The sequence below is a fragment of the Streptomyces sp. WM4235 genome (assembly GCF_001279725.1).
GTDB lineage: Bacteria > Actinomycetota > Actinomycetes > Streptomycetales > Streptomycetaceae > Streptomyces.
On the sequence record NZ_LGDE01000424.1, the window covers coordinates 24,899 to 42,811 of the forward strand.

Sequence of the window (17,913 nt, forward strand, 5' to 3'; positions counted from 1 at the left end):
CCTGTGGGGGCGCTCACAGATATCGTCGACTTCTACAAAGTGTTGACGTTCCGGGGTCGCCGATCTGGAGGTTCCGCCACTGGCGGGAAGGTGCGAGGGGCGGCTATGGCCGCGGGGCCGCGAAGGCCGGGTCCGGCACCGGGCACGCACTGCGCTCGCGCGAAGTCGGCGCCGATGACCTGCGCGGACCGCCTTCGCCGGTGTTCGGCACGGCATGGCAGAGCGCATGGATCCAGCCATCGGGCGGGCCCGCGTCCCGCTCGCGGAGGGGCCGGTTCCGTCCCTCGGCGCGGATCGCGCGGCGCTCCGGTTCGGCCCCGCGAGGCCGGATCGTTACGTCGAGGAGGGGCGCGGCGGCCGGTTTCGGATGCGATCGGGGCGGGTGGGACGCACGGCGTCCGGGCGCGAACGCGGGCAGGGTCGAAACGGGACGGATCAGAACGGACCCGGCCGGGCCGGTCGGGCTACGGGGCCCGGACCGCCGACAGCAGTCGTGCCACCTCGTCCGTGTCCATCCGCAGCGCGGCGCCCACGGTGGCCAGCACCTCGCGCTCGGCCGGGGTGTACGGCCCGTCGGCGAGGGCGACCCGCGCGCCCTGGAGCAGCAGCGAGGCGCGGCCCGGGCCGGCCAGGTGCGGGGCCAGGGGTTCCAGGGTCTCGTGGAGTTCGATCGACAGCGCGGCCCCGCGGCACTCCGGGCCGTCGTACAGGCCCAATCGGCCCTCGTCGGCGGCCAGGGCGTCCACCAGGGACTCCAACTGCTCCTCGGTACAGTCCTGGAACCCGGCGGACCGTACGGCCGACACGGCGGCCTCCAGTGCGCTCTGGGAGGCGGTCCCGCCCGCCGCCAGCACGGCGAGGGTCACCGTGTGGACCGCGTCCCGGAGCATCGACGAGAAGCGGGTGGTGGTCAGGTGGTCCAGCACGTCGGCGTCGTAGCGGTCCCGGCAGGCCTGGCATTCGACGACGGGCCCGGCGTGGCCGCGCGGCAGCAGCGGGACCCCGAGGACGGTGAACCTGCGGCGGCCGGTGCGACGGCGGTAGTTGCGGTCACCCCCGCAGCCGGGGCAGTAGAACTCCCCGTCGCCCACGGTGCTCCAGGTGGTCCGGATGCCCCAGGCCGTCAGCTTCCGGCCGTCCCCATCCCGAGCTGGCAGCACGTCGCACCTCCGTAACTCCCCCGTGGCCTTCGGGCACGGGCGGGACCCCCTGGCACCATCGCCCGGGTTGGCGTGATGTTAGCCACATCGGTGAGGATGCGTCAGTCGTGTGACAAGACAACATCCCCCGGATCCGGGACTTGGCCGATCTCCGTCTGCCCGATTCCGGCCCGCCCGGGCGGCGTTTGGCCTGGCGGCGCGGGGGTTGTCGGCCCCGCGGGGCGGTTCGCGCAGGATCGCGCGGCGGGCGCGATCCGCGTCAACGCCGTGGCCGCCCGCACCATCCGGACGGAGCGGCGCGGAGGTCACGCCGGTGACGTCCCGCTCGGCCGGGACGTCCGCAACCCCGCCGCTCCGGGTGGAGCGGCGGGGTTGCGGACGGAGCGGGGAGGGTCAGCGGCCCGCGCGGTTGACGGCGGAGATGACGGCCTTCAGGGAGGCGCGGGTGGTGTTGGCGTCGGTGCCGATGCCCCACAGGACGCGGCCGTCGATCGCGCACTCGATGTACGAGGCGGCCACGGCGGAGGCGCCCTCGCTCATCGTGTGCTCGGTGTAGTCCAGCAGGCGGGCGTCGATGCCGATGCCGGCCAGGGCGTCGAAGAAGGCCGAGATCGGGCCGTTGCCGGTGCCGGTCAGCACGGCGTCGACGCCGTCCACGACGGCCTCGACGGTCAGCGTGTCCGTGCCGTCCTTGTCGGTGGCCGTGGAGCCGGAGCGCAGCTGGATGCGGCCCCACGGGTTCTCCGGGTTCGGCAGGTACTCGTCGGAGAACACGTCCCAGATCGCCTTCGGCGTGACCTCGCCGCCCTCGGCGTCGGTCTTGGCCTGGATGATCCGGGAGAACTCGATCTGCATGCGGCGCGGCAGGTCCAGCTTGTGGTCGTTCTTCAGGACGTAGGCGATGCCGCCCTTGCCGGACTGCGAGTTGACGCGGATGACCGCCTCGTAGGAACGGCCGACGTCCTTGGGGTCGATGGGCAGGTAGGGGACCGCCCACTCGATGTCGTCGACCGTCTTGCCGGCGGCGGCCGCGTCGGCCTCCATCGCGTCGAAGCCCTTCTTGATGGCGTCCTGGTGGGAGCCGGAAAAGGCGGTGTAGACCAGGTCGCCCGCGTAGGGGTGGCGCGGGTGGACCTCCATCTGGTTGCAGTACTCGCTGGTGCGTCGGATCTCGTCGATCTGCGAGAAGTCGATCTGCGGGTCGATGCCCTGGGAGAACAGGTTCATGCCCAGGGTGATCAGGTCGACGTTGCCGGTGCGCTCGCCCTGCCCGAACAGGCAGCCCTCGATGCGGTCGGCGCCGGCCATCAGGGCCAGCTCGGCGGCGGCGACGGCGGTGCCGCGGTCGTTGTGGGGGTGCACGGAGATGCAGATGTGCTCGCGGCGGGTCAGGTTGCGGGCCATCCACTCGAAGCGGTCCGCGTGCGTGGACGGCGTCGAACGCTCCACGGTGGCGGGCAGGTTCAGGATGATCTCGCGGCCCTCACCCGGCTGCCAGACGTCGCAGACGGCCTCGCAGACCTCCAGGGCGAAGTCCAGCTCGGTGTCGGTGAAGATCTCGGGGCTGTACTGGTAGCCGAAGGTGGTCTCCGGGCCCAGCAGCTTCTCCGCGTACTCCATGACCAGGCGGGTGCCGTCGACGGCGATCTGCTTGATCTGCTCCTTCGAGCCGCGGAAGACCACGCGGCGGAAGGTGGGGGCGGTCGCGTTGTACAGGTGGACGGTCGCGCGCCGGGCGCCGACCAGGGACTCCACGGTCCGCTCGATCAGGTCCTCGCGGGCCTGGGTCAGTACGGAGATGGTGACGTCGTCCGGGATCGCGCCCTCTTCGATGATGGAGCGCACGAAGTTGAAGTCGGTCTCGCCGGAGGACGGGAAGCCGACCTCGATCTCCTTGTAGCCCATGCGCACCAGCAGGTCGAACATCTCGCGCTTGCGGGCGGGGGTCATCGGGTCGATCAGCGACTGGTTGCCGTCGCGCAGGTCGGTGGACAGCCAGCGGGGGGCCTTGGTGACGCGGGCGTTCGGCCAGGTGCGGTCCGGGATCTCGACCTGCTCGTAGAAGCCGTACTTGTGGACCGGCATCCCGGAGGGGCGCTGGGTGTGGGTCGCGTTCGTGATGGGCGTGGGGCGACCGACAAAAGGCTGCTGACTCATGGCGTAGGGCTCCTCGCGTGTCCGCGTGTAGTTCGCTGGGACGGCCGACGGGCGGTCGCAAAACCGCGACACCAAACTCCGCGGGGAGGGGGCCGGCCTACGACTACAGACCCTCGCCGCGGCAGCTAAGGAGAAGCAGCCCGAAACGCATGATGGATCGAGCCTAGCCGAGCCGCGCCGTGATGCGAGGACCTGTTTCAGTATGCAAGACCGGGTGGTCCGATTTGCACTGTTTGTGAGGTAAAGCTCTTTCCTGGCCGCCAGGTCCGGTCGAACCGTCAACTCGACGCGGGCGCTTTCAGACAACCGAATGAATCATGCTCGCTGCTAGTGACAGGCTCATCACGCGCTGCCACATTTCCCGCATGGACGCCACTCGCCAACCCGCGCACCCCGTCTTCTGCACGGTGGTCCCGCCCCACCTCCTCGACCGCATCGCCCGATCCGAGAACACCCGTCGCGCCGACACCGCGCAGCGCACCCTCGAACGCGACTCCCTGCTGCGCACCCGGCGCCGGGTCACCACCGTCCGGGGCATCGCCCCGGCGCTCGGCGCGCCCGTGTCCGACGAACCGCGCCGCACGGTGTACGACGCGCTGCACCGCACCCGGCTCCCCGGGAAGAAGGTGCGCGGGGAGGGCGACGCTCCGACGCGGGACGCCACCGTGAACCGCGCGTACGCCGGACTGGGAGCCACGTACGACCTCTTCCTGAAGGGCTTCGGCAGGCGCTCGATCGACGACTCGGGGCTGCCCCTGGACGCCACCGTGCACTACGACGAGGACTACAACAACGCCTTCTGGGACGGCCGCCAGATGGTCTTCGGCGACGGGGACGGGGACCTCTTCCTCGACTTCACGGTCTCGGTGGACGTGATCGGCCACGAACTGACCCACGGCGTCACCCAGTACACGGCCAACCTGGAGTACCGGGGCCAGTCGGGAGCCCTGAACGAGTCGATGTCCGACGTCTTCGGCTCCCTGATCAAGCAGTGGTCGCTGGAGCAGACGGCGGACCAGGCGGACTGGCTGATCGGCGCGGGACTGCTGGGCCCCCAGGTCAGCGGGGTCGCCCTACGCTCGATGAAGGCACCCGGAACGGCGTACGACGACGACGAGCTCGGCAAGGACCCGCAGCCGGCGTCCATGGACGACTACGTCAGCACGCACAGCGACAACGGCGGCGTGCACATCAACTCCGGCATCCCGAACCACGCCTTCTACATCGTGGCGACCGAGCTGGGCGGCAAGGCCTGGGAGCGGGCCGGGCAGATCTGGTACGACACCCTCACCGGCGGCGAACTCGCCCCGGACGCGCAGTTCGCGGACTTCGCCCGGCTGTCGACGGCTGCGGCCGTCGCGCGCCACGGGGACGGCGGCCCCGAGCACCAGGCGCTCCAGAAGGCGTGGTCGACGGTCGGCCTGGGGTAGGCCGTCTCTTTCGGATCCTGTCGGTCGGGGCCGGATCCGAAAGAGGCGGCCCCGGCGGCCGATTCGGGGTATGAAGGCGGTCATGCGGATTCTGGTGGTGCGGACGGGCGGTTTCGCGGGCATCGAGCGCCGGGCCGAGGTGGACACCTCGGGCCGGCCCGACGAGGACGAGTGGGTCGACCTGGCCCGGCAGGCCCTGCTGCCGGGGCCGTCGGGGCACGGGCCGGACCGGGTGCGGGACGGCTTCTCGTACCGGATCACGGTGGACGGGCGGACGGTGTCCTGCGCGGAGCCGTACCTGTCGGACGCCCAACGCGATCTGATCTCGCGGGTGCTGAAGGAGGGCGCGTAGGCCACCCCTCGGGCGCCTGCGGTCATCCCTCGGTAGGTCATCCTGCGGTAATTGGGAGGCCCGCGAGCAGGCGCTTTGCTTGGATTGGCGGATGACCACAGAGATGCTTTCCGCCCTTGAGCGGTATTACGACACGGTCCCGCGCGTGGGCGGGGCCCGGGCCGAGGACTTCGGGCCGCTCACCCTGTTCGTGCGGGAGGGCGAGGGGTGGCCGTACTACGCGCGGCCCACGCTCGGCGGACCCGAGGCCTCCGCGGCCGATGTGGAGCGGGTGCTCGCCCGCCAACGGGAGCTGAAGGTGCCCGAGGCCTTCGAATGGGTGGCCGAAAACAGCCCCTCGTTGCGGGCCGCGGTGGAGGCGGCGGGACTGCGCGTCGGCTCCCACCCGCTGATGGTGCTGGAGTCCGTGCGGCCGACCCCGGCCCATCCGGACGTACGGGTCCTCGGCGCGGACGACCCCCTGCTGGCGGCCGCGGTGACGGTGCCGATGCTGGCGTTCGCGGCCCCGGGCACGGCGCTGGGCGAGGCCGGGCCGACCGAACTGGCGGCGGCGCTCACGGATCCGACGGTGGAACCGCGCCGCGCGCGGCTCTCGAACCAGCTCGCCTCGGGCGGCACGGGGATGGCCGCGGCCGTGCGGGACGGCGTGGTGCTCTGCTCGGGCCAGTACATCCCGGTCGGCGACGTCGCCGAGGTCGTCGGCGTCGGCACCCTCCCGGCGGCGCGCCGGCAGGGCCTGGCCCTCGCGGTGACGGCGGCCCTGGTCGAGCAGGCGTTGGCGGGCGGGGCCCGGACGGTGTTCCTGTCCGCGGGAGACGAGGACGTCGCCCGGATATACGGCCGGATCGGCTTCCGCCGCGTGGCCACCGCCCTCATCGCGGAGCCCGTCGCACCCGCGGAGTAGCCCTCGGGCTCGGCCGGCGGGAGTCGGGCGCGGCGCGGCGGATGCCCCCGTACGGCCGCGCGGTTGCCGAAACGGCAAGAGTTCTTGGCGCTTCGGGGTGCCCGGGCGGAGCATCGGCGACACAGGCGCCCGGAGCTCGGGGCCTGGCCCGTGCCCTTCCCCGTGAGACCGCGAGAGACCGAGGTTCCCGTGTCCGACCACGCGCACACCCACACCCAGCCGCCCACCCCGGAGCCCGGTGTCACGGGCGAGGAGTTCTGGGACGGCCGCTACCGGGAGAACGACCGGATCTGGAGCGGCGAGGCCAACGCCGCCCTGGTCCGCGAGGCGGGGGACCTCGCCCCCGGCCTGGCCCTGGACCTCGGTTGTGGCGAGGGCGGCGACGCCGTCTGGCTGGCCCGGCAGGGCTGGCGGGTGACCGCGACCGACATCTCCGGGGTGGCCCTGGAGCGCGCGGCCTCGCACGCGGCGGACGCCGGCGTCGGCGACCGGGTGGAGTGGCAGCGCCACGACTTCGCGCACTCGTTCCCCGCCGGCGCGTACGACCTGGTCTCCGCCTGCTTCCTGCACTCGTACGGGGAGTTCCCGCGCGAGCGGATCCTGCGCCGGGCCGCCGCCGCCGTGGCCCCCGGCGGAGTCCTGCTGATCGTCGGCCACGCGGGCTGGGCGCCCTGGCAGGAGCCGCCGGTCGAGGGCGTGCGCTTCCCGACGCCCGCCGAGGTCGTCGCGGACCTGGAGCTGCCGGACGGCGCCTGGGAGGTGCTGCTGGCCGAGGAGTACGAACGGGTCCAGAACCGGCCTGACGGCCGGCCCGGGACCCGGTTGGACAACGCGGTGAAGGTCCGCCGGCTGCCCTAGTTCGTCTGTTCTCGCCCTGACGGAGGTCAGAAGCCGAGCTTGCGGAGCTGCTTGGGGTCGCGCTGCCAGTCCTTGGCGACCTTCACGTGCAGGTCGAGGAAGACCGGGGTGCCGAGCAGCGCCTCGATGTGCTTGCGCGACTTCATCCCGACCTCCTTCAGGCGGGAGCCCTTCGGGCCGATGATGATGCCCTTCTGGCTGGGCCGCTCGATGTAGACGTTCGCGTGGATGTCCAGCAGCGGGCGGTCCGCCGGGCGGTTCTCCCGGGGGATCATCTCCTCGACGACGACGGCGATGGAGTGCGGGAGCTCGTCCCGTACGCCTTCCAGCGCGGCCTCGCGGATCAGTTCCGCGACCATCACCATCTCGGGCTCGTCGGTGAGGTCGCCCTCCGGGTACAGCGGCGGGCTCTCGGGCAGCAGCGGCGCGATCAGGTCGGCCAGCAACTGGACCTGGCTGTCCCCGACGGCCGAGACCGGGACGATCTCGGCCCACTCGAAGCCGAGCTCGGCGGCGAGCTGGTGGATGGCCAGGAGCTGTTCGGCGAGCTGCTTGGACTCGACCAGGTCGGTCTTCGTCACGATGGCGATCTTGGGGGTCTTCTTGATCCCCGCGAGTTCCTTCGCGATGAACTTGTCGCCGGGGCCGAGCTTCTGGTCGGCCGGCAGGCAGAAGCCGATGACGTCGACCTCGGCCCAGGTGGAGCGGACGACGTCGTTGAGGCGCTCGCCGAGCAGGGTGCGCGGCTTGTGCAGGCCGGGGGTGTCGACCAGCACCAGCTGGGCGTCCGGGCGGTGCACGATGCCGCGGACCGTGTGGCGCGTGGTCTGCGGCCGGTTGGAGGTGATCGCGACCTTGGTGCCCACGAGCGCGTTGGTCAGGGTCGACTTCCCCGCGTTGGGGCGGCCGACGAAGCATGCGAAGCCCGCGCGGTGCGGGGCGGTGGGCTCGGGGGAACGATCGCTCATACGGGCCATTCTCCCCGATGCGGCTCCCAGCGCCGACCAGCCCACCGCCAGGACGGTCGAAGCGCCCGCCAGGAGGGTGGTCAGAAGGGGGTGCGCGGCATGTTCGACGGCGCCCTCGGCGGTGGCCCCCGGGGCCTGCGCCCGGATCGTCAGCCGGGTCCACTCCAGGGCCGGCGGGCCGTCCCACCTGCTGCTCAGCCGCACGTCCTGCCCCGGCAGCAGCTCGGCCGGCAGGCCGGTGAGGGTCCGCTGCGACAAGGTGCGACCGAAGGCCCCGGAAACGGTGAGGGCGGCGCGGGGGCGGAGGGTGACATTGCCCCGGTTCTGGAGCGTGTACGCGACCTCGGCGCGTCCGTCGCCCCCACCGACCCGGACGTCCCGGACGGCGAGGGCGGGCGCGGTCGGCCCGGTGACCCGGAGGTGGAGGCGGGCCGCGACCGCCTGCCGCACGTCGATGCCGGAGCCCGCGCCGGCGGGGCCCTCCTCCAGGGCCACGACGGCGCCGGGGTGGTCCCCCGGCTCGGCCCGGTCGGGGACGGTGACGGTGAACCCGACGTCGACCGATCCCCTGGCCGGCACGGTCACCCGCTCCCGCGCGAGCGCGGTCCAGGCGGCGGTGGCGCGGCGCGGCTCGTCGGGGCCGCGGACCGCGAAGCCGCCGTCGCGGGCGGTGTTGTAGGCGTCGGCGGCGTAGAGCCGGAAGGTGCGGGGGCGGTCGGTGCGGTTGGCGACGGTGACGGTGTCCCGGGCGACCGTGCCGGGGGCGGCCGCGAGGTAGAAGTACGGGCGCTGTCCGACGGTGTTGGCGGCGGGGAGCACGGACCACCGGCCGTTGTCGGCGGCCGTCGCCGGTCCGGCGCCGGCGAGCCAGGCGAGGCCCGCGACGACGAGGGCGACGGGGAGCCGCCGCCAGGTGGCCGACCGTGTCACGACAGGGTCAGCGTCAGGACGGCCGTGTACGCCCCCGGCGGGGTGTAGGGCGGGACGCGCAGTTCCACCCCGGCGTCCACCGTGAAGGTCCCGCCCGCCGGCGCGCCGTCCGCCGTGGAGGCCAGCACGGCCCCCTCCGGGCCGACCGTGCCCGCGCTGCCCGCCCGACAGGCGCTCGGACTCCCGGCCGCCGCGACGCACCGCGGGGTCCACGTCAGGGAGGCGCCCGGGATCCGGACCCCGCCCGGTCCCGCGAAGTCGGTGACCCTGCCGACGAGCGACCAGCCCGCCGGGCCGCCGCGCGCGTCCTCGACGGTGACGGTGCCGATCCGGCCGCCCGCCGCCCCGCCGTCCCCGTACGGGACCGCGCCGAGCGTCACGGACTCCCCCGCCTGGGTCATGGCCAGCGCGCCCGGCTCGACGACCGCCGTCACCTTCCGGGTGCCCCGCGAGGGCGGCGCGGCGTCGACCACCGTGGCGGGTTCGACCACCGTGGCGGGTTCGATCACCGTGTAGGCGGCCGGCCCCGTTCCGCCCTGTGCCGACCACACCGTGCCCTCGTACGCGACCACGCCCGTGGTCCCCTTGTCGGTGACCGGCAGCTCGGCCCGGACCACGCCCCGCTCGTCGGCGGTGGCGGCCACCCGGTCGGCGGTCTCGGCGGCGCCGGTCCGGCCCGCCACCGTGACGGCCGCCCCCGGGGCGAAGCCGGAGCCGGTGACGGCGACCCGCGCACCCGGCTTCCCGTACGCCGTCCCCAGCGTGAGCGCGCGCAGGTTGGCCGTCGGCAGCGGGGTGGCCGTGAGGCGCTCGGACACGGGGGCGGCGCCGGCCGCGGTGCACGCGGTGTCCAGGTCCGCGAGGTGGCCGGTGTGCAGGGTGTAGCCGCCCGGGGCGAGGGTGATCTCGCCGGGCGCGGTGACGGTGAAGGTCCCGGTCATGGTCACGCCCGGCAGGGCCGCGCCCGGCGGCACCGGGTCGTTGCGTCGGACGCCCACCACGGTCACCTCGCCGCTCTGCGCGCCCGCGAGCACGATCCGCCCGGTGGGGGTCACCACATCGGCGGGCAGTTCGCTCGCGACGGGGTTCACGGCGGGGGTCGCGGCGATCCGGTACGTCACGGTGACGGTGTCGCCGACCTTCGGGGCGGGGTCGTCGACGCTGATCCGGGCCGTCGTCGGCCCGTCGGCGGGCGGCAGCCCGGCCTCCTGGGGCGGGAGGCAGTGCGTGGGGAACTCCACCTGTCCCGGGGGCGGCGGCTCCCCCTCGGCGGCCGGCGCTCCGCCGGTCGTGGCGGCCAGCAGGACCACCACACCGCCGCTCACGGCGACGGCCGCCGCCCACCGTCTGTCGCGCGCCCCGGCCCGTCCCGCCCGTCCTGCTCGCACTGTCCGCCCCCCGCGTTCCGTCGCCCGCGTTCCGTCGCCCCGGCAGGGGGTCAATTCACGAGCGGGCGGCGGGAGAAGTCAATGCGCGGAACCGGCAGCAACTGATGACCCATCAGAAGATGGGAGAGTGCCCGACCCGCCCGGGCCAACCGACCCGACGGACCCGACGGACGCGACCGACCCCACCGGGGCGCCCGAGGCCCGGAACGTGCGCCGGTACGCCGTCGGGCTCACCCCCAACGCCGCCTGCACGTGCTTGCGCAGCGACTGCGCCGTCCCGAAGCCCACCTCCCGCGCCACCTGCTCCATCGCCAGTTCCGTGCGCTCCAACAGCCGCCGGGCGCGCTCCACCCGCTGCCCGACGATCCACTCCCCCGGGCTGACCCCGGACTCCTCCCGGAAGCGGCGCGTGAACGTCCGCACCGACATGGACTCCTGCCGGGCCAGGTCGCTCAACCGGATCGGTTCGTGCAACCGGTCGAGCACCCAGGCGCGCGCCGCCGTGGTACTGGCCGACTGCGTTTCGGGGACCGGACGTTCGATGAACTGCGCCTGCCCGCCGTTCCGGTGGGGCGGTACGACGGTCCGCCGGGCCACCTCGTTGGTCACGGCCGCGCCGTGGTCACGGCGCACGATGTGCAGGCACAGGTCGATGCCGGCGGCGACCCCGGCGGAGGTCAGCACGTCCCCGTCATCCGTGTAGAGCACGCCGGGGTCGACCCGCACGGCCGGGAAGAGCCGCTGGAAGTGCTCGGCGGAGGCCCAGTGGGTGGTCGCCCGGCGGCCGTCGAGGTACCCGCCGGCGGCGAGGACATAGCCCCCCGTGCAGATGGACACCAGCCGGGTGCCGGGTCGGATGTGGCCGAGCGCCGCGCCGAGCGCCGCGGTCAGCCGGCCCTCCTCGTACACCGGCCCCAGCTCGTACGAGGCGGGCACCACCACCGTGTCGGCGGTGGCCAGCAGCTCCGGGCCGTGCTCGACGGAGACCGCGAAGTCGGCGTCCGTGGCGACCGGTCCGGGGCGGAGCGCGCAGGTGAGGGTCTCGTAGAAGGGCCGCCCGGCCGGATTCTTGGCGTACCCGAAGATCCGGTGCGGGATGCCGAGCTCGAAGGGCAGCAGCCCGGCCAGGGCGAGGACGACGACACGGTGCGCGCGGGGCTCCATGGCCCGATCGTAGCGAAGCATGTCGTTCAGGCCACTATCGGGCGGCGCCCGCGGGCCGGAAGCTGACTGCGTGACGCAGACAGCCTCCACCCCCGCATCCACACCCGCCCCCGCGCCCGCCACCCCGCGGAAGCCGGCGCGCGTGCACCGCGCCTGGTTCGCGGCGGCCGTCGCCTTCGTGACGATCATCGGCGCCGCCGCCTCCGCTTCCCTGCCCGGCCTGCTCATCGAGCCGTTGCACGAGGAGTTCGACTGGTCGCGCGGCACGATCGGCCTCGCCGTCTCGGTGAACCTCGCCCTCTACGGGCTCACCGCGCCCTTCGCGGCGGCCCTGATGGACCGCTTCGGCATCCGCAAGGTGGTCGCCGTCGCCCTGCTGGTCATATCCGGCGGCACCGTGGCCACGCTCTGGATGACCGAGTCCTGGCAACTGATCCTGTTCTGGGGCGTGCTGGTGGGCCTGGGCAGCGGCTCGATGGCGCTGGCCTTCGCGGCGACCGTCACCAACCGCTGGTTCACCGCCCGGCGCGGGCTCGTCACGGGCATCCTGACCGCGGCCGGGGCGTCCGGTCAGCTGATCTTCCTGCCGCTGCTGTCCTGGCTGGTCGAGCACCACGGGTGGCGGCCGGCGGCGGTCACGGTCTCGCTCGCGGCGCTGGTGGTCGTCCCGTTCGTCTGGCTGCTGCTGCGCGACCATCCCGCGGACGTGAGCCTCGCGCCGTACGGGGGCGCGTACGTGGAGAAGCCCGCCCCGGTCCCCGGAGCCGCGCGCCGGGCGCTGACGGTGCTGTTCAAGGCGGCCCGCACCGGCCCCTTCTGGCTGCTGGCCGGCACCTTCGCGATCTGCGGCGCCTCCACGAACGGCCTGGTGCGGACCCACTTCGTGCCGGCGGCCCACGACCACGGCATGCCGGTGACGGCCGCCGCCGGGCTACTGGCGGTGATCGGCGTGTTCGACGTGGTCGGCACGATCGCCTCGGGCTGGTTCACCGACCGCTTCGAGGCGCGCCGCCTGCTGGCCGTGTACTACGCCCTGCGCGGGATCTCACTGATGTTCCTGCCGATGCTGCTGGCCCCGTCCATTCACCCGCCGATGATCTTCTTCATCATCTTCTACGGCCTGGACTGGGTCGCCACCGTCCCGCCGACCATCGCGCTGTGCCGCGAGCAGTTCGGGGAGGACGGCGCGATCGTCTTCGGCTGGGTCCTGGCCTCGCACCAGGTGGGCGCGGCCGTGGTGGCCTTCCTGGGCGGCCTGGCCCGCGACGCCTTCGGCTCGTACGACCTGGTCTGGTACGCCTCGGGCGGCCTGTGCGCGATGGCAGCGCTGATGGCGATGGTCATCCGCCGCCGGCCCGCCGTGACCACGGCCACGGCCTGAGCGTCCCGTGCCGCCGACCGGGCGCGGCCCGGCCCGGCGGACGTCGGGAACGCGGCGGACGCTCCCCCGGGCCTCAGCCGGCCGGGGTCGTGGACCTGAGGGTGCCGTCCGGGGCCGCGAGGAGGACCGGGGTGTCGGGGCCGCCGAGGTCGCCGACCGCGGCGCGATCGGCGTCGGACGGGGCGTCGGCCGCGCTGACCACGGCCGCGGCCTCCAGGGACCGCGCCCCGCTGGCCACGGCCATGGCGACGGCCGTCTGGAGCGCGCTCAACTTGAGGGAGTCCAGGTCCACGGTACCGGCGACGTACGTACGACCCGTCTCGTCCCGGACCGCCGCCCCCTCGGGCACCCCGTTGCGGGCGCGGGCGCTGCGCGCCAGCGTGATGATCTTCTGGTCCTCGGGGTCGATCCCGGTGTTCCCGGTGCTCTCGGTCATGGGCGAAAGCATATGGAGCGCCTCGACGGGCCGTGCGACGACCCCGCCGAGGCGCTCTCCCTGACGCCCCCGACGCCTCGGACCGGACCGGGCGTCCGCCCGCCGCACTTCGAGGACGTCGCGCGGCACCGGCGCCGCGCGTCACGGCCGGTCGAGCCGCAGCCGCTCCGCCTTCGGCAGCCCGGCGACCACGAGGTCGTACGAGTCCTCCACCAGCTCCCGGACCATCGCATCCGGCAGCCCGCCCACCGTCACCGTGTTCCAGTGCCGCTTGTTCATGTGCCAACCCGGCACGATCGCCTCGTGATCGACCCGCAGCCGCACCGCGAGGTCCGGATCGCACTTCAGGTTGATCTTCAACGGAGAGGCGCCCAGCGCCGACAGCGCGAACACCTTCCCCAGCACCTTGAACACCGAGGTCTCGGGGGTGAAGGGGAACTCCTCCACGGCCTCGTTGAAGTCCAGGCAGAACGCCCGCAGTTGCTCCGGCGTCACTCCGAGCCCTCCTCGCCCTCGCCGGCCGCCGCGACCACCGGCTCCACCAGCACCGTCACGATCTTGTTCCGCCGACCCGCCGGGGACTCGGCCGTCAACCGCAGGGGTCGCCCGTCCGGTTCGGGCAGGTCCACGATCGCCGAGGCGCCGGTGATCGGTACCCGGCCCAGCGCCTTGGCCAGCAGTCCGCCGACCGTCTCCACGTCCTCGTCGTCGAAGGCCTCGACGCCGAACAGCTCGCCGAGGTCGGTGATGTCGAGCCGGGCCGTGACCCGGTAGCGGTCCTCGCCCAGGTCCTCGACGGGCGGCAGCTCCCGGTCGTACTCGTCGGTGATCTCGCCGACGATCTCCTCGAGGATGTCCTCGATGGTGACGATGCCCGCCGTACCGCCGTACTCGTCGATGACGACGGCCACGTGGTTGCGCACCGACTGCATCTCGCGCAGCAGGTCACCGGCGTTCTTCGTGTCGGGCACGAACACCGCCGGCCGCATCGCCGTCGACACCAGGTCGGACTCCGCCTCACGGCTGATGTGCGTCTTGCGGACGAGGTCCTTGAGGTAGACGATCCCGACGATGTCGTCCTCGTTCTCCCCGGTCACCGGGATGCGCGAGAACCCGGACCGCAGCGCCAGCGTGGTCGCCTGACGGATCGTCTTGTACCGCTCGATGCAGATCAGGTCCGTGCGCGGCACCATCACCTCGCGCACCAGGGTGTCCCCGAGTTCGAAGACCTGGTGCACCATGCGGCGCTCGTCGTCCTCGATCAGGGATTCCTTCTCCGCCAGGTCCACCATGGCCCGCAGTTCGGCCTCGGAGGCGAACGGCCCCTTGCGGAAGCCCTTCCCGGGCGTGAGCGCGTTGCCGATGAGGATGAGGAGCTGCGGGATCGGGCCCATGACCCGGGCCAGCGGCACGAGGACGTACGCGGCCGCCGTCGCCGTGTTCAGCGGGTGCTGCCGGCCGATGGTGCGCGGCGACACCCCCACGGCGACGAACGACACCAGCACCATGACCCCGATGGCCACGAGCAGCGCGGTCCAGGTGTCGCCGAACTCGTCGAGGCAGACGTACGTGACGAGCACGCCCGCCGCCATCTCGCAGGTCACCCGCACCAGCAGCGCCACGTTGAGGTAGCGGGTGGGGTCGGCGGAGACCTGGAGGAGCTTCGCGCTGCCGCGCCGCCCCTCCCGTACGGCCTGCTCGGCCCGGAAGGCGGAGATGCGGGCGATCCCGGACTCGGCGCACGCCGCGAACCAGGCGACCACGACCAGCAGGACCGCGCCGGTGATGAGTTGGGCGGCGTTCACGAGACGGTGGGCGCGGGTGACGGACCGGTCAGGCCGCGCTCACCGCGCCAGCCGTCGACGATGGCCGCCTGGAGGCCGAACATCTCGGCCTTCTCGTCCGGCTCCTCGTGGTCGTACCCGAGCAGGTGCAGCACCCCGTGGACGGTCAGGAGCCCGAGCTCCTCGTCCATGGAGTGCCGCGTCGGCGCTTCCTCGCCCTGCCGCTTGGCCACCTCGGGACACAGGACGATGTCGCCGAGGAGCCCCTGCGGCGGCTCCTCGTCGTCCTTCGCCGGCGGACGGAGTTCGTCCATCGGGAAGGACATGACGTCGGTGGGTCCGGGCAGGTCCATCCACTGGATGTGGAGCTGCTCCATCGCCGCCTCGTCGACGACGATGACGGACAGCTCGGACAGCGGGTGGATCCTCATCCGGGCGAGCGCGTAGCGGGCGATGTCGAGGATCGCCTGCTCGTCGACCTCGATTCCGGACTCGTTGTTGACGTCGATCGACATGGTGCGCTGGGTTCTACTTCCGCTGGTAGCCGTTCCGGGTCTGTGTGGAGTCCCGGCTGTCGTCGTACTTCTCGTACGCGTCGACGATACGGCCGACCAGCTTGTGCCGGACGACATCCTCGGACGTGAGCCGCGAGAAGTGGATGTCCGGCACCCCTTCCAGGATGTCCTGCACCTGACGCAGACCGCTCTTGGCCCCGCCCGGGAGGTCGACCTGGGTCACGTCGCCGGTGACGACGATCTTCGAGTCGAAGCCGAGCCGGGTCAGGAACATCTTCATCTGCTCGGTGGTGGTGTTCTGCGCCTCGTCGAGCACCACGAACGCCTCATTCAGGGTCCTTCCCCGCATGTAGGCCAGGGGTGCCACCTCGATGGTCCCGGCCGCCATGAGCCGCGGAATCGAATCCGGGTCGATCATGTCGTGCAGCGCGTCGTAGAGCGGGCGCAGGTACGGGTCGATCTTGTCGAACAACGTGCCCGGCAGGAAGCCGAGCCGCTCGCCCGCCTCGACGGCGGGGCGGGTCAGGATGATCCTGCTGACCTGCTTCGACTGCAGGGCCTGGACCGCCTTGGCCATGGCCAGGTAGGTCTTGCCGGTGCCCGCGGGACCGATGCCGAACACGATCGTGTTCTTGTCGATCGCGTCCACGTACCGCTTCTGATTGAGGGTCTTGGGACGGATGGTCCGGCCGCGGCTGGACAGGATGTTCTGGGTGAGCACCTCGGCGGGTGTCTCGTCCCCGGCGCCGCCCTTGCCGTTGCCGTTCGCCTTGAGCATGGCGATCGAGCGCTCCACTGCGTCCTCCGTCATCGACTGCCCGGTGCGGAGCACCAGCATCATCTCGTCGAACAGGCGCTGGACCAGCGCGACTTCCGCCGCGTCGCCGATCGCGCTGACCTGATTGCCCCGAACATGGATGTCGGCCTTCGGGAAGGCCTTCTCGATCACGCGCAACAGGGCGTCGCCCGATCCGAGCACGGTCACCATGGGATGGGTGGCCGGAACGGTGAAGTGGGCGCGCGCCTGGCCCGGCGCGGGGGTGCGGGCTGTCGGTGTCTGAGTCATGGGCCGGCACTGTGGCCTGCGCATACCTCCCACTGAGGGGTCGCTCGGGTCGTCGACCACCGGACTACCAAGGGTACGACTCCACCGCCGCTTCCCCGAGAGGTTTTCCCGCACGCGTCCCGGCCCGTCGGGGCGCGCCGGACGGGGCGCGGGGCGACCTGCGCCTAGACCGGGTGCCGGAAGCCGATCGTGGGGACCGCGCGGCGCCTCGGTCCCGGTGTCGTCCCGGACGGGACCAGCTCCTCCAGGAAGGCGTACCGGCCCCGCAGCTCGGCCGGGGCCGTCTGCCACCAGTGCGCGACCTCCGGCCATCCGGGGGCCGACAGGGAGCCGCCGAACTCCTGGACCGACAGGGCCGCCGTCAGCCCCGCGAAGGCCAGCCGGTCCACGAGCGGCCACTCCGCGAGGGTGCCCGTCACGAACCCCGCCACGTACACGTCGCCGGCGCCCGTCGGGTCCAGCGCGTCCACGACGATCGCCGGGACCTCGGCCGTCTCCCCGGTCCTTCCGTCGACCGCGTACGAGCCCTCCGCGCCCATGGTCACCACGGCCAGCGGCACCTTCTCGGCCAGCGCCCGGGCCGCCGCGCGCGGACAGTCGGTGCGGGTGTAGCGCATCGCCTCGCCCGCGTTCGGCAGGAAGGCCTCGCAGTGCTCCAGGTCGGCCAGTGCCCCCAGGTCCCACCGCCCGCTCTCGTCCCAGCCCACGTCGGCGAAGACCAGGGAGCCCTGCCGGGCCGCCTCGGCGACCCACGGCTCGACCCGGCCCGGTGCCAGCGAGGCCACGGCCGCGCGGGCGCGCGGCGGGCACAGGGGGAAGGGGTCGGGGCCCGCCGGGGGCGGGGCCTCGTGGCCGTGGGAGACCATCGTGCGCTCGCCCTCGTACGCCATCGAGACGGTGACGGGGCTGTGCCAGCCGGGGAGGGTGTGGGACATCGACAGGTCGATGCCCTCGCCCTGTTCGAGCGCGTCCCAGCAGTACTCGCCGTAGTGGTCGTCCCCGAAGGCGGCGGCGAGCGAGGTCCGCAGGCCGAGCCGGGCGAGCGCGGCGGCCATGTTGGCGACGCCGCCGGGGCTGGAGCCCATGCCGCGCGCCCAGGATTCCGTGCCGCGGACCGGGGCGGAGTCGAGGCCGGTGAAGATGATGTCGAGGAAGACCGTTCCCGTCAGGAAGACGTCGCAGCCCGGTTCTTGGGGATCCCGCACCGGACCGAGCGGGTCCAGTTTCATGGGTCGGCTGATGCGGCTGTCCCGACTGGTCACGGTGTGCTCCCCGTTTCGTGCGTGTGCGGATCGAAGTCTCGTGGATGTGTCGAAGAGTCGTTTCTGCAAGTCGGCTTGAGGTGGAAAGCAGCGACCCCTGCCCCGGTTCGGCAGACGCAAACCCCAGTGTGACGCACATCACCACCGGGTGGCTCTTC

The 17,913-nt window shown here is 72.8% G+C and carries 16 protein-coding genes and 1 pseudogene; 5 read left to right on the forward strand and 12 right to left on the reverse strand.

Features of this window, described 5'->3' with window-relative positions:
• Positions 1–464 precede the first annotated feature (464 nt).
• Both ADK55_RS24680 and leuA read right to left on the reverse strand, forming a co-directional pair.
• Entirely contained in the window at positions 465–1,160 is a 696-nt protein-coding gene (locus ADK55_RS24680) for a TerB family tellurite resistance protein (RefSeq protein ID WP_053681975.1), read from the reverse strand.
• Positions 1,161–1,553: 393 nt separating this feature from the next.
• A complete protein-coding gene (gene leuA, locus ADK55_RS24685) occupies positions 1,554–3,317 on the reverse strand; it encodes a 2-isopropylmalate synthase (protein WP_053681976.1) in 1,764 nt (587 codons plus the stop codon).
• 365 nt (positions 3,318–3,682) lie between these two features.
• Between leuA and ADK55_RS24690 the strand changes: the two genes are divergently transcribed.
• From ADK55_RS24690 to ADK55_RS24705, 4 genes are all read left to right on the forward strand, one after another.
• Positions 3,683–4,747, forward strand: coding sequence for a M4 family metallopeptidase (locus ADK55_RS24690; protein WP_053681977.1), 1,065 nt, complete (start codon positions 3,683–3,685; stop codon positions 4,745–4,747).
• An 82-nt stretch (positions 4,748–4,829) separates the two neighbouring features.
• Positions 4,830–5,099, forward strand: coding sequence for a protealysin inhibitor emfourin (locus ADK55_RS24695; protein ID WP_053682003.1), 270 nt, complete (start codon positions 4,830–4,832; stop codon positions 5,097–5,099).
• Between the two features lie 91 nt (positions 5,100–5,190).
• Entirely contained in the window at positions 5,191–6,003 is an 813-nt protein-coding gene (locus tag ADK55_RS24700; RefSeq protein WP_053681978.1) for a GNAT family N-acetyltransferase, read from the forward strand.
• A gap of 189 nt (positions 6,004–6,192) precedes the next feature.
• Positions 6,193–6,861 carry an SAM-dependent methyltransferase gene (locus tag ADK55_RS24705; RefSeq protein WP_053681979.1) on the forward strand — a complete coding sequence of 223 codons (669 nt, stop codon included), beginning with the start codon at positions 6,193–6,195 and terminating at the stop codon, positions 6,859–6,861.
• A 26-nt stretch (positions 6,862–6,887) separates the two neighbouring features.
• Here ADK55_RS24705 and era read toward each other — a convergent pair whose 3' ends face one another.
• The 4 genes and pseudogenes from era to ADK55_RS24720 all read right to left on the reverse strand — a co-directional run bounded on the left by era (position 6,888) and on the right by ADK55_RS24720 (position 11,311).
• Complete coding sequence (era, locus tag ADK55_RS40080; RefSeq protein ID WP_053682004.1) at positions 6,888–7,838, reverse strand: GTPase Era; 951 nt, start codon at positions 7,836–7,838, stop codon at positions 6,888–6,890.
• A 498-nt stretch (positions 7,839–8,336) separates the two neighbouring features.
• A pseudogene (locus tag ADK55_RS40085) lies at positions 8,337–8,759 on the reverse strand (WxL protein peptidoglycan domain-containing protein); the annotation flags it as partial.
• Complete coding sequence (locus ADK55_RS24715) at positions 8,756–10,147, reverse strand: beta-xylosidase (protein ID WP_053681980.1); 1,392 nt, start codon at positions 10,145–10,147, stop codon at positions 8,756–8,758. The pseudogene ADK55_RS40085 and the gene ADK55_RS24715, both read right to left, overlap by 4 nt.
• A gap of 78 nt (positions 10,148–10,225) precedes the next feature.
• Positions 10,226–11,311 (reverse strand): GlxA family transcriptional regulator, encoded by a 1,086-nt coding sequence (locus ADK55_RS24720; protein WP_078999359.1) that lies wholly within the window; start codon positions 11,309–11,311, stop codon positions 10,226–10,228.
• Between the two features lie 70 nt (positions 11,312–11,381).
• Here ADK55_RS24720 and ADK55_RS24725 point away from each other — a divergent pair, with 70 nt between their 5' ends.
• Positions 11,382–12,692 (forward strand): MFS transporter, encoded by a 1,311-nt coding sequence (locus ADK55_RS24725; protein ID WP_053681981.1) that lies wholly within the window; start codon positions 11,382–11,384, stop codon positions 12,690–12,692.
• 73 nt (positions 12,693–12,765) lie between these two features.
• On the opposite strand, the gene ADK55_RS24730 is transcribed toward ADK55_RS24725, so the two are convergent.
• The 6 genes from ADK55_RS24730 to ADK55_RS24755 all read right to left on the reverse strand — a co-directional run bounded on the left by ADK55_RS24730 (position 12,766) and on the right by ADK55_RS24755 (position 17,722).
• Positions 12,766–13,128, reverse strand: coding sequence for a cytidine deaminase (locus tag ADK55_RS24730; protein WP_053681982.1), 363 nt, complete (start codon positions 13,126–13,128; stop codon positions 12,766–12,768).
• Positions 13,129–13,269: 141 nt separating this feature from the next.
• A complete protein-coding gene (locus ADK55_RS24735) occupies positions 13,270–13,623 on the reverse strand; it encodes an MmcQ/YjbR family DNA-binding protein (RefSeq protein ID WP_053681983.1) in 354 nt (117 codons plus the stop codon).
• Positions 13,620–14,933, reverse strand: a complete 1,314-nt coding sequence (locus ADK55_RS24740) for a hemolysin family protein (protein WP_053681984.1) — start codon at positions 14,931–14,933, stop codon at positions 13,620–13,622. Before ADK55_RS24740 ends, ADK55_RS24735 begins: the two co-directional genes overlap by 4 nt.
• The gene (gene ybeY, locus ADK55_RS24745) at positions 14,930–15,427 is read right to left on the reverse strand and encodes an rRNA maturation RNase YbeY (RefSeq protein ID WP_053681985.1); all 498 of its coding nucleotides are present in this window, start codon (positions 15,425–15,427) and stop codon (positions 14,930–14,932) included. Before ybeY ends, ADK55_RS24740 begins: the two co-directional genes overlap by 4 nt.
• Positions 15,428–15,440: 13 nt before the next feature.
• Positions 15,441–16,493, reverse strand: a complete 1,053-nt coding sequence (locus tag ADK55_RS24750) for a PhoH family protein (protein WP_053681986.1) — start codon at positions 16,491–16,493, stop codon at positions 15,441–15,443.
• A 164-nt stretch (positions 16,494–16,657) separates the two neighbouring features.
• A complete protein-coding gene (locus ADK55_RS24755) occupies positions 16,658–17,722 on the reverse strand; it encodes a carbohydrate kinase family protein (protein WP_053681987.1) in 1,065 nt (354 codons plus the stop codon).
• Positions 17,723–17,913: the final 191 nt, after the last annotated feature.